Annotated in this window: 1 protein-coding gene (running past one end of the window); it reads right to left on the bottom strand. The window is 50.6% G+C overall.

Annotation, left to right across the window (positions count from 1 at the left end):
* Nucleotides 1–5: 5 nt before the first annotated feature.
* A protein-coding gene (locus Q1A48_RS03335) for an Ig-like domain-containing protein (RefSeq protein ID WP_299941170.1) crosses the window boundary here: on the bottom strand, nt 6–14,249 show its 3' end. Its footprint extends 24,018 nt past the window's final position; only the last 14,244 of its 38,262 coding nucleotides appear in the window; its start codon lies off the right edge, out of view; its stop codon occupies nt 6–8.

The following is a 14,249-nucleotide window of genomic DNA, read 5'->3' as shown; positions in this document are numbered from 1 at the left end:
CTCCATCATTGCGTGATTATTTTCTTCGCTGTTAACTGACTATTAGCATCCACAGATAAACCACCATTGTCATGCACAATGACCACATCATTACCGAAGCTCACGTGTGCGCCTTTGGTAATACTTATCTGGTTAAAATGATGCAAACCAACCAATTTCTTATTGAGGTAAGCCGTCAGATCCAGTTCAGATTTCACCACTATCATATTCTGGCTATTTCTCTCTACCAATAATCGCGGCACTGATTGGTTATCCTGGTCGATAAATTCATCGGCATCCAACACCACTTCAATACCTTGTAAACCAAAAGCGAGATCGTCATCTGTGGCTATCCAATTTGCGCCGCTGACATGCAGCTCCCACTCCTTGGAGCCCGGAGTGGTATTCAGGGCGACTACATCAGTAATCTCGAAATAGCCCACACTGCGAATCGGCGTGCGTCCGCTATCATCTATTTTATTTTCGTTATCGACGATCAGGTCGCCATACTGGTCACCGGGCTTTTTGAGATACACACCCCCCGCTCCGGAAACATCACCAGGGAATACACTGCCTGTCAGGTAAGCGCCTTGAAAAGTGAAACTATCGCTGACGTAAATACTGGCACGGCCACCACCACCCACTGCCGTGTTGTCATTGACAAGGTCACTAGCTCCACCTCGAATACGCAGTTCCCCTGTGGCAGCACCATCGAAATGTTTAACATCAAGATGGATACTACCGCCGGCAGAGTCATTGGTCGCTTTTGCATCAGCGTTGATCACACCATCGAGAGTGAGCTTATTGGCCACCAATGAGAATGCCCCCCCACCGCGAGAATTTGAGGAAGTAGAAGCTGATCCCGCAAATAAGGCGTAGCGGTAGTCACCATAGGTGCAATCCACCGTCAGCCCCGATGACATACCGCCGTGACAGCCAAACCGGTTACTGTCGTAGTAACCGTAGGGCCCAGCATCCCTGTAGAGATGGCCAAGTGCCTGCACATCAATACTGGAGGTATTGTCGATGGACACATCACCTGTGACGTTTAAGCGCAACGCATTCCAATTCGTGTCATCGCGGGAACGCAGATGGCTATCACCAGAAAGGATTAAATCACCACCCACAAAGAGCGTATCTTCAATGCCCGCACGTATTTCAGCTCCGACAACCGCTTCCAGGTTGGCTTCGATATGAACACTCTGGCCAATCAAGTCCAACTTTGCGTTATCTGCAACATAGAGTCGTCCAAGCACGGTAATTGTGTCATCGGCTTCAAGCGTCAGCGATGTACTTGTGCCACCAATATCAAGGTCACCGGTGATCACAATACCCTCTGCATGCAAGGCATGAGTCTGCGCATCGGTGAAACTCAATTCAGGTGTATAGAGCAGGCCGTTTATAACAACCCAATCACTAATGCTTTCCAGATGATCGATGATGACCGCAGAACGTTCAGACAGAGCAATACCGGTTGAATCATCAAATAAAGAACCTGGAAGATCATCCACATTGACTAAATCATCACCAAACGAGAGGTGTCCGCCACCAACGATATTGAGCGTGGCTAGATTGTGCACCCCGATCAACTTATTACCCACCAGATTGGCCTGAGTTAAGTCATCAACACTCTCCACATCAAAACTTGAGCTGGTGTTGGTCAAGATACGCAATAAAGGCGCTTGGGCATCTTCAGCATCCAAACTCACCAGACGCCCAACAATACCCGCGTCAATTTCGGCATTGGCACTTGACCACGGGGAGTTAGCGACAGTGATGCGGTAGCGATTGTCTTCACTCAGTTTTTCAACGGTTACAATCTCATGCTCACCAACAGATGGCACAGCAGTATTTGCCACACGCTTTCCAGTTTGCAAATGTCCACCATTGTCCACCCACAGGTGTCCGGTGCTTTGGGCTGGTGATTTCACAAACACCGTACCCGCACCACCAACGCTACCCTGGTATTGGCTGGCCACATCTAAAATGATACGACTGGTATCAGCTTGGTCCAGCGTCACCGCATCAGTAAACGGCGTAATGATTGAAACACGTCCACCGCCAGAAATCTGGTTGGTGGTCGAGTTCAATGAGTAACCCGTACCTCTCGCTGTAATACGCCCTTTACCTTGAAGTGAAGCCGTTTCAATGTGCACCGAACCACCGGCGCCACCGGGATTATAAGTGTAAGTTGCCTGTTCACCATCGACAGTAACCAAACCATCGATCAGTACCGATGGGGCGTGCAGTGTCAGTACACCGCCGCCACGAGCACCACTGTATCCGGCACCGGGTTGCGCGGCGTACTCGTAAGAGCCATAACTGCAGGTCACAGTTTCTACATTGGAGCGCGCCCCGGCGTGACAGCCTTCACGACCGTAATCGAAACCACTGGAGTCGTTGCCGAGCCCAGCCAGGTTCACTACCGCATTCTCACCAATAGTAACTGTACCCGTAACGGTAATGCGAAGTGGGTAAGCCTCCAGATAAGAAGACAGCGGATTTGGCTCCGTGGGTGTGGTCAGGGTGGCATTGCCTTCAAGCAACAAATTACCCTGTACAACAATCGTTGTATTTATACCGAGACGCAGGCTGGCATCGCTCACAGTGAGATCACCGGCGATAACGACGCTCTCACCAATGAGCGTCAGTGTTGAAGCCGGGCTTAAGGTTAAATCACCGTTAATGTGCAGCGCCTGCTCACCCAGTATTTCGTAGGTGGCATTGGAGCCAATGGCGATATCGCCATCGACATCGATGCCCTGTACCGATAGAGACCCGCTGCCATTTTCAGGAACAGTAATAGCACCGGCATAGGTCAACCCATTGTAGGTATACACATAAGGATTGGCCTGTAACCAAAGTTCTGTTGCCGTTGAACGCACCGAAGCGTCAATACCGCTTAACTCGTCCAGGACCGAATTGGCGGTATCGAGAATTTCCAGTCGATCATCGCCAAAGCTCACATAAGCTCCGTTAACCACACTTAAGCGATCCAGGCGGCGCACACCTAACAGGCGCTTGCCACTTAAATTCAGTGCAGAAAGATCATCGGTGGATTCAATCACAAGGCTGCGATACTCACCGCGCAGAATACGATACACCGGTGCATCTGCATCATCGGCATCAAGAGTCACATAGGTTCCCGCAATGGAGAAGGTCCAGAAGTCATCGTGGGAATCTGTATTCCAATCGGAGGAATCAACACTGATTTTCCACGTATTGTCTTCACCATTGACTGCATCGACAGCGGTAATAGTTGCCTCACCTACAGAGCGGACATAGGTGCCGGGTTTAGGAGTGCGGGTACTTCCGTTATCGACAATCAAGTGTCCATAACTTTCTGCCGGTATTTTGATAAATACCGTACCGGCACCGGCAACCACTGCACTATTGTTGGCATAGTCACTGGTAGTGGAGACAAAAATTCCACTACCCGGCTGCTGCCAATTAATCACAGTGGAATCATTGGTCCAGATACTGATACGGCCACCGCCGGAGATTTCATTGGACAGGGAGTTGAGATCGAAACCTGCCCCCTTGGCCTCAATGGAACCTGTTCCGGAAATTACCGGCACATCAATGTGCACACCGCCGCCAGCGCCGCCGAGATAGCTCGCCGAACTTGAGGCTTTACCATTAGCGTTGATCACACCATTTAAGGTCATCTCCGCCGCACTCAAAGTGAGCAGGCCACCACCGGCGCTTTCCAGAGTCGCACTCGAGGCACTGCCTTCACCACCGCTGCCAGGCTGTGTTGCTCGTTCAAAACGTCCGTAACCCGTATCGGTGCCAGCGTTATTCACACCGCCGTGACTGTAGCGATTAGCAGAACCAGACATCTGGAAGTTAAAGGACGCAGGGGCACCTTTACCTTCGAGATCAATCAAACCGCCAGTCTCAACAGTGACTTTACCGGAGACTGTCAAGTCCAACCCAAACACATAACGGTGGGAACTGTTTTGATCGGCGGGTTCTGCACTGAGTACTGCACCGTTGGCAATGATGAGATCACCATTGATTTGCCAAGGACCACGAACGGCTGTATTCAGTGAAGCACCGCTACCAACGCTTACATTACCGTTGACCGTAACACTCTCGTAGGCACTCAAGACCAACTGCGTATCGCCATTAACTGTGAGATCCCCGTCGATTATCAGGTTTATGCCTGAGAGATACTGGGCTCCAGCATCATTCAGCAACACACTGCCGCGATGATTTTGATCGTTGACATTATTAAACGCAGCAACAATCCCTAAAGAGCGTGGCGATAAAGTAATTGCACTGATTTCATCGACAAACGCATCAGCCAAATTGTTAACGCGAATCTTATCGTCGGCAAAATCCAGGTGCGCACCGCCGGTTACCCGCACACTGTCAAAACTGTGTACACCCACCAGGCGACGCTGATCCAGCGCCCGGTTGGCAAACCAGCGTGACAAGTGGGTACTGGTAGCCACGGTAATGGATTTGGAAGTGTGCTCGACAATTTTGTACAGCGTCGCACTATCGTTTTCCGGCTCCAGGCTGATCCAACGCCCTTCAAATCCGGAAAATTCGATAGTGGTATTTTTCAGCTTGATTACCCAATGATTGATTGCCTGGGTATCCACAAATTCCACAGGTTTATCGGTATCAATCGTGACCTGGTCAATCTCGTGTTCACCGATAGCATTCATGGGCGTAGAGGGCAGAATCACTTCGCGACCACCGTTATCGGTAATCAATACCCCGTGAGTATCCGGGTTGGCATCGCTGGCGATATAAAGGGTTCCCGCACCGGCAATATGACCTTCAGCCCCACTGCCAAGTTGAGCTCTTGTTGCCCACTGGCTCACATCGCTGACAAAACTTGCGGTGTTGGCACTGAAGATGGCGATACGACCACCGGCACCACTGTGATGCTTGTTGATATCGGAGTAGGTATTAACACCGCCTTGTACCGACAGTGTTCCTGTGCCGCTCAGTGTTGCCACTTCAATGCGGATACCACCACCGGAGCCTGGTTGATCGCGATAGTCATTGAAGGTGCGACCATTGGCTTCAATACGACCGGCAAGGTTCAGGGTTGCAGCATTGATGCTGATAAAGCCACCACCGTCACCCTGGTCGTAACCAATTCCAGGAAGATTCACATCAGAGTAAGAACCCTGAATACAATCATGACCTTTATCGTCACTGTCGCTGATCATGGAGGCCAGACGTATGGAGCTCATACCACCGTAACAACCGTAGGAACCGCGACCGGACTTGTAGCCATCCCACCCCTTGCCAGTGAGATTGATCAGAGAATCAGCATCGACATTGATTTCTCCTAGAACCTCTAACAACAGCGGATAGTCTTCTCTGTCGCTGGCCGGATTGGTATCCGTATTGGGCACAGTGAGCGTCGCCTGAGTGAGATCGATATTACCTCCCACCATCAGTGGCTCTTGCAATCCGAGCGAGAGATTAAAATCGGTATCGCTGTCCTCTGGCGCACCGGCAATACTCAGGTCACCCGTGATCGCAAGCTCATTGGCCTCCAGCGTATTGTTAGTGCCCTGAATGGAGACATTGCCATCAACATAAATATCAAAGGTACTGTCGACAGTCACATTGCCGAGGATGGTGATGCTGTCGGCAATGATCGCCGTGGTGAGATTAACGGTTTCGTTCTCCCAAACGATATCGCCCATATCCACTACGTTGTAGACAAGGATATCTATTGATGCAGAGCGAGAGCCGAAGGTCGCAGTCATTTGGGTATTACCCACACTGACTGGGCTCACAACACCACTATTGACAACTGCAACCATTTCATCGGCGATACTCAAGTCAATACCGAACAAGGCTACATCCGTAATATCAACACTTTTCAGCTCACCACCAATATAGAAAGTGGCCTCCAGTTGATACTGTGGTGCAGACACTGGTGCATTCAGGTCAATGCGCAGTTCACTGCTGGCAAAGCGCAGCCCGGAAATATCATCGGCATTGAGAGCCCGGGATGTACTGTCATTGGGGTCACTGCCTGCGTTCTTTTCCGCTAGGTCAGATATGCCATCGCCGTCACTGTCCCACAGAGTGGGATCAGTGCCGTCGCTGACTTCCTGACCATCTTCGATACCATCACCGTCGCTGTCTTTAAGCTCAAGGTCAGTACCAAGGCTTGCTTCAGTCGCATTGTCTAAGCCGTCTCTATCGTAATCTTCTGCTCCGTCCGGTGTGCCATCGTTATCCGAATCGCTCAACAGTGGGTCGAGACCATTGATACCAGCTTCGATCTCGTTGGCAATACCATCCTGGTCGTAGTCTTTGCCGTACTGCAACACTTGAATAGCGCGTGTATTGGCAACTTTCAGGTCGCCTTCAGGCAAAGTACCACCCAGTTGGATCAGGACGTAAGTGCCATCATCAAGCCCCGTATCGGAATGGTGAGGCATAACCATCGAGGGCTTCAGGTAATCCAGTACAAAGGTATCATCATCAATTTGTACAAAGCCGTCGGTAATCTGCTGGTAGTCAAACTCGCTGCTTGACGGCAACAGGTTGAGTTCCACCAGACTGTCTTCCATGGCATAGCTCTGATCGAACTCATCCATAGCGATATGCGGTGTACAAATGATTTCTTCACGCGGCAACAACACTGCGCCGTCATCGATACGCTCAAGGTTTGAGTCATTAGAGTCGATGATATAGCAGTGGTTAAAGCTCAGCGGGCCTTGCGCGTAGAACACAATACGGCCCGGCTCCTCCAGCAATGCCTGCCCACTGACTACCGCACGGGTTTGTGCGTCGAGTAAGGTCAACGCAAACTTGCTGCGGTTGGTTGCCTCCATCTCTTCGCTCAGGCTCATCACCAGAGGAATATCGAGGGACTCGTGCACCTTCTCAAACTCACTGGCAACAATATGCGGCGGTGTTCTGGCGAAGACCACATCATAGGTTTCCACAGCGAAGGCTGCCGCCGGTTGAGTGTCCGCCGGTGTAATAGCGCCCATAGTCAGGGTAACCGTTTCAGCGATAGCATCACTCAAGGTGAATTCAGCCACACCATTAACGACATCCAACTCCATACTCTGGGTGCTGTTGGCAAAGGCTGCTGAACCATCAACTGTTACAGCAACTTTGTAGCTGGCTGCTACGGTCGTGTTATTAACATCCAGTGTGGGCACACGGTTACCGTAACTATCCACCAGTTCCAAGCGCACAATCGCTTTTTCGCCCTGCTCAAGCTTATCCATATAACCGTTGTAGATATCTTCCACACCGACCTGTACGAATCTCCACGCAGTTGCTTCACCGTTAATCACGATGACAGGCACACTGTTGATCACCACGGGATCGCTGGCCTCATTGGCGTCGTGATCGTAACGACTGGTCAGTGCAATGCGATCGTCTTGGGGGTAGCTCAATTGAGCCGGGTAAGTTCCAGCGCTAATACCGGCGCTCACTTCCAGCGTAGATCGACCGTGATAAAGCGTTACCGTGGCCTGTTCGCCGAGGAAGTTGTTATCACTATCGAGCCAGCTTTCCACCGTAACACCTTCAGCAATGGCAAAGTGGAAACCATCTCCCGGGAGGTGTACACGCACTTGACGCTCATTGTCGTGGGCAACGATATTGCCGTAGGTATCTCGCGCAGTAAGCCTGATATCAAATAGGTCAGATGCCTGAACCGGCGGCAGATAATCCACATCCAGGTAGTGGGCATCGGCAGCCAGAACTTCCACCCATTGGCGGGCAGCACTGATATAAGTGTGATCCTGCAGGCTTGCCTGCAATTCAACCTGCCCGGACTTGGTGAAACCATACCAGGAGAAAGGTGCAAGGCCCTGTGCATCTGTAATCACAGTATCCGCAGTAATAGACTCACCGTCGGTGGTGTTAATTGTCCACACCACTGATTGCCCGCTTACAGGTCTGCCTGCCGCGTCTTCAACACGCACCTGGTGAGTGGCTCCCTCTTGCAGACTGAACACACTGGGGTTGATATGGGTTGTACCCGAATTATCAAACACCAGTAGGTTCGGTTGCTGTGTCAGCACAACAGAGATTAATTCACCTTCAGCACTTTGTCCCATCGCATCGGTAACACGAAGTTTGAGGAACAAAATATCGTTCGGCAGAGCCAGACTAGGTACTTCAACCACATGGTTAAGTTGCGTCGGGCACTGTTGGTTGAAGCCTTCTCTGCACAGATTTTGCCATTGATCACCACCGTTGCCACGAACCATCAGGTCAACCTGCAGTCCGTACAAACCACGATCATCCACTGTCTCTAATCTGTTGAGAGACAGCTTTAACAAATCGCCGTAGAAAGAGTTATCCGCAACAACAACGTTGAGGCCGTCCAATACCGGGGCTGTATCAGGTAACAGCGTAATTGGACGGGTGATAGTCGTGCGCTGATCAAAGCTGTCTACCAACGTCACTTTTACATCGGTTGCCAAAGATTGGCTCAATCGTGTCACAGCCGATTGTGTGGATACCGTCAATTGCTCATTGATAGCGGTGACTCCGTCAAACTCAAAGCGTTTGAAGGAACCTTCCAACTCAACTTCAACGGCTGATATTCCCAGGTCATCGTTGGCGGCCACAGTAAGATCGAGATCAGCTCGTTCAACGAGTTGTGTGGGCGTGACCAGATTATCCATTACTGGTTTCGTATCCAGGGTTGTGGAAATGGATTTCTGCACAACCTCTGTTCGACCCACATTATCTGTAGCCACTGCTTCAAACACATAGGTTGTGTTCAGCGCAGGAGAAGCTTCGGTATAAACCAGCTCTCCGGCTTCGAACTGCGCAGCAACAACATAACCATCGCGTGTAAGTGTGACGAAGTCGATTCCACTACCTGAATCAGCAACACTCAAGCGCACAGTGACAGGTCGTGCGGGTGGCACAATATTCTCGGCCAGCCACTCGCCTTCGATATCCATAGAGACACTCGGCGGCAATTCATCCACGAAGCGTTTCATTTCCACCACGTTGGATTCTGTTTTATTGCCGAACACATCAACAGCACGAATTTTTAAATGCAATCCAGAGTCTTCTGCCTGATAGTTCTTGTAGATGACATAGTCTGGGCCGTAGTGCTTGCCGATCAACTCAAACTGCGCAGTCTCCGGTGACTGCGGGTCGTAGTTGGAAGACTGATAAAACTCCACTTGCTGCACCGGGTGGTCACTGCCCCGCACATGGGCGCGGATAGTCAGAGGCTTGGGTACAAAGGAGATTTCATCGGCTTCGATTTCAGCGAAGAAACTGTTAACAGGAATATCGGTTCCCTGCAGCCACAAAGTACGTACCGCCGAACTTACTATCTGTCCGGAATAAGTCTCAATCTGCGCTAGCAATTCGAAGGCATTACCATTAGGCAGGTTGGCCGGAACCAGAATATTGGCATTAAATGGTGCTTCATTAACTTCCGCTACCAATTCCCCATTAATGGTAAAGGCAACTGCACTGACACCTCGGGTATCAGCAAGGGCAATATTTAATTTATCCCCTGGCTCAAATACACCATTGTGTTGTGGGGTTACCACCGCCGGAGAACTCCACGGATAACGATTATCGAGTTGCAACAACTGATAACCATTACGCTCCATGCCCACAATCATCTGTTGATTGTTCACCGCCATCGCGGTGATATTGAATGGTAGAGTCGCAATGGTAGTGATTGATTGCCACTGTGACAGAGAAACTTCTGCCACAGTTACACCATGGGAAATAAAGACTCGATCACCTTCCACTGCCAGGGCCTGAATGGCGGCAGGCGCACTCAACTGCACGGTCTGATTGCGACCCAGATCATAGCGATAAAGCTCACTGGCTACCGCATAGACAAGATAATCTTCATTAGCCGCCAGTAAACGCAATTCTGAAGCGGTGCTCAAACGAGTCTCCGGCTCAAGATCAACAGCGTTGACTGTCTGGTTAAACCCAGCTAACTGCAGCAAACGCCCACCACTGGTGGCAACAAATAAATTGTCATTAATCAGGGCAAGCGCAGTAACGGTATCCCCTTCACCCACCGCCATTGATTGAGAAGAACCACTGTCCAGGGCGCGCCAGAAAATAGACTCACCGCTGGAAGCGACAATAATATCTTGCGCCACAATAAATTGATCGAATTCAGCACCGCTAAACAGCGTTTTGGGCTGTACCAAACGAGCGGATTGATCAATCTCAGGCTGCACTTCGATAATACGTTTTTGCGAAGCCTGCAACGCGTAAAGCTTTCCGTTATACCACTGTGTTTTTGTGGTGTTAGCCACATAGGGCGACGGATAAACAGACTCAACCGTACTATTGTTGAGTTCAGCTCCCCAGATTAATCCATAATCTTCAGCACCAGCACTAAACATACCTTTGTAGATACCGACATCTACTACACGACCACCTTTTAAGGTCGGCGCATAATAACTGTAAGCAGGCTTAGTCGCCGTCGAGAGCAACAAATCATCAGCTTCCGCAAGGCGCAATTGTCCTGCATGCAGCACGCTGTGTTGCAACTGAGAGCCCAGTGCATGGTGGGTTTTACCTAAGACATAGGCCTGTTGCGGTTTGGTATTATCAATCCACTGGATGGACTGATCCGCCGTTGAAAGCGCCAATAACTGATTCGGCAGCCCCAAAAGGCGATCGACAGGTAAAGCACTTGCTTCCAGCTCACCAACTTTTTCAATATTCCCATCGTTCACCAGCCACAATTGTCCGGCTTGCTCGGCGATATAAATACCCTGGGGTGTAACAGCCATAGCACTGAGGGAATGATTGCGCAGCCAGGTTTTATGGGTGCTGAGACTGCTGGTAAAGGAAACCAGCTCAGCATCACTCAACACATACCAGTGACCATCGCGATTAACCACATCCACAATATCCCCGGAAACCACCGTATCGGTTATAGCTTCCAGTGCATTGCCTGTGACTTCAAAGAGTGTCACACGATTGCCCTGCACTGCGATCAGTTGATCGGCAAAGTAAGCCAAGTGATCAATGTGCCCAGTAATAGCGTGATCGCCGAGTCGAATAAAGTTTTGCTCCGGATCAACAAACATCACACCGATATTGTCGAGGGCAACCAGTATACGATCATCGATAAAGCTAATGGCCGTCACTTTGGCATCAAACTGCTTCACCAGTGCGCCACTCTGATCAAAGAGCTGATGATTGCGCGTGTAGTAGCTACGACCCACTCCGTTTAAGAACAGATCAAAGCTCTGGTCAACACCACCCAAACTAAATTGTGCGGGGGTTACAACTACAGCCTTTTGCTCAACAGCGGTGGAATTACCCAGACCGTCATCGATAGCCGCTTTCACGGTTAGGCTTTCAGCACTTTGAGGCACTGTAAACTCGAGGCTCTCGCTCCCGCTCGCAATCAATACCTGGTTGTGATCGTAAACATTGATTTCTGTGCTTGCGCCGAGAGCAATGTCACTAACAATACGCAGATTTAGTTGAGCACCACCTAGAACCGTTGGCCCCATACCACTCAGGGTCAAGGGCAGGCTGACTTCTTTCGGCAGGATTCGCAGGCCGATCTCATCCTCGACATAATCGAATCGATCACCCCAGTATGCGCGCACTCGCAAGGTGTAGTTATCCTGCTCAGCCACGGCAAAGAGTCGCAGATCAAGTTGACCGGCGGCGTTTTGCAGCAGAGTGCGAGTCACCAGGTTGCCATCGAAATCAAACAGCGCAACTTCAGTGTAGTTAAAGTCATCTGTGATCTGAGGCTGGGTAAATAACGCGTGGAAATCTACTCTTAGGGTTTCACCTTCAAAGAACTGCTGGTTATTTTGCGGCGAAACAATGGTCAGGCTTCCCTGAGTGAAATCATTATCCACCAGGTTAAGACTGCTTAGCAGCGGTGTTTCACTTTCCACCGTCGTAGTCAGCACACTTAACGATGTTGCTTCCGGCAGAGTCAGCCATCCCGCCAGCCCCTTATCGGTGGCGCGTAATACCAGAGGGTTAGAGTCGAGATCCGCTGACGTTACTCGCGCAGTCATTGCCTCAGCCCAACTTGCCGTCATCGGTATCAGCGCACCTTTGACCACGGCGATATTGGACTCCGGCGTAACCAAAGGCATCGCAATAGCTGCCGCAGGTACAGCAACATTAGTCGTGTAATTTGCTGACGGTGTCATCACCTCGATGGTCAGAGTCGTGGCTGTGAGGTTTCGGCGCTCAACCGCAAGCAGTTGTTTACCGTCAACCCAACGCCTGGAGAACTCAACTGGATTGCTGTTCTCGTCGTAGATTCTCACCGCGCGGAAGTGGTGATCTTCGAGCATATTACCCACTTCAATCAGCAGTACACCCGGGTGTTCAGTGAGGGTTGCATTGCGAGTCACACTGGTTTGTAGATCGGCAAAGGAATGTGCATCCACCCGGTCAGAATGAATGGACAGCAAACCATCCAGCGCCGAGCGCATCTCGAGGGATTTACCCTCGACAGACTCTCCACTGAGCCAGCCGCCCAGCTGTCCATTTTCGAATACAGCCCAGTATTGTCCCTGCCCTTGCTTAGACAGTTTCACCAATACTCGAGAATCATCACTAATAGCGCCGGCCGTATTGAGTTGTTCAATTTCACCAAACTCTGGGTAGTGATGATCGATGGCGAGATTATTATCAGATAACCAACGGCCAAACGTGAGGTCGCGGTTTTTCCAGTAAATAATCTGCTCACCGTTAACCGCAAAATCATCGGCACTCACTGCCGTCATTGTCACTTTCAACAAGCGGGCATCAAGGTTTTGCGTGTTCTCATACAGGGTCAAACCACTGTTTGAAAGAACAAACAAGCGGTTATCCTGTACACGGGCGGCAAGCACAGGTTCACCGTGGCTAGCGCCCATGACACTGTGCCACTGCCCCTGCTCCAAACGGGACACCGAGAAGCTCTGCCCCATTTGCACAAATACATCGCGACCGTTTGCTCCCAGGTAATCCCCCCACAAACGCGTCGGTGTTGCCGGGGTCAGTGCGTGATCCCAGAAGTGAAGATAACGATTGCCTGATTCAACAATTACAGCTACAAGCCCACTACCGGTGTAGTCCAGTGATTCCAGGTAACCGGAGCCTTGGGTTAGCAGTATTTCAGTAGCAGTCGCCAGGCGGAAACCTTGCGGCTGGTTAATGGCAACTACCAATCCACGCCCAGGCCACAGAGCTGTATCAACAATGCGTTCATCGACGCTATTGGTAGACACCAACGTTGTGGAAGTGCCGGTCAGGTAAGGTCGCTTGCTCAACGACTCGACAATCTGCTTAACATTTTGAGACAGGTCCACCAAGTCGGCGGTGACATCAACAGAGTTATCAGCACTGTTAATCGCTACCCTTGCCGAAGTCTCTGCCATAGGTAGAACAGTGGTATCTGCACCGTCAGTAACACTTACCTGAGAAGACAGATCAAAGTCTTGCATCTGCTCCGGTTGATAAGCCTCAACCCAGATACCTGTGCCAGAAAGAACCGAAGTAGCCGGACTGATAGCAAGCTGGATATTTTCATCAATGCCCGTGTCATTTTGCACATTAATCAGCGAGCGATGAACCAGTGTACCGTCGGTAAGTTTCAGCAGTACGACGCTGTCGGTGGTGACCTGCGGCAGTGTCACTGCAACACTGAAGCGTTCAGGATCATTGTCACCCCGCGTGAGATGCACAGGAGAGCTGTCAGCCTGGCCACCAAGTTCAAGGTGCAGGTAGGCGTCGTTGACGCGCTGCATCAAGACTTCAAACTCAAGCGTTTGATTCTCGCGCAGGGTTGCACCCTGAACCGGATTCAGTATCACTAAACGCGGCTCTTCGCCTTCGGGATCGTAGGGCTTGAGCGTAACCAAACTTGAGAGCTGCTCGTTGTCATTCTGGTCAACGGCTTTAGCCTGCAGAGTGACAGGGTTTTCAGTAGTTGCCGTAAATCGGTATTCAGCAACATTTGTCAGCAACTCAAAAGCACCGCCATCACGGGATACCGAGACACTCTTGATACCAAAGCGATCGAAGCTCTGGATTGCCACTCGTGTCTCTTCATTCAAGACAATGGTGTCACCGTCCTGGGGCGAGACAATACTGACCTCGGGCTTGGTTACATCCTGGGTCAGATCATAGCTGTCATCAATTAACTTAATACCAGTTTGTGCGTAGGTTAAGCGCAACTGCACATCGATGCTGGTGCTCGGAGCAATATCGCTTAACTTAGGCTGCAAGTACTGAGTGCTGACCTTCAGCGTCTGGGAATCAGTCAACTGCGTTGCGGCATCGAGCCACTG

The sequence above is a fragment of the uncultured Microbulbifer sp. genome, assembly GCF_947489355.1.
Classification (GTDB): Bacteria; Pseudomonadota; Gammaproteobacteria; order Pseudomonadales; family Cellvibrionaceae; genus Microbulbifer.
The sequence above is the reverse complement of the archived record's forward strand: the minus strand, read 5'-3'. Positions and strand labels throughout refer to the sequence as shown.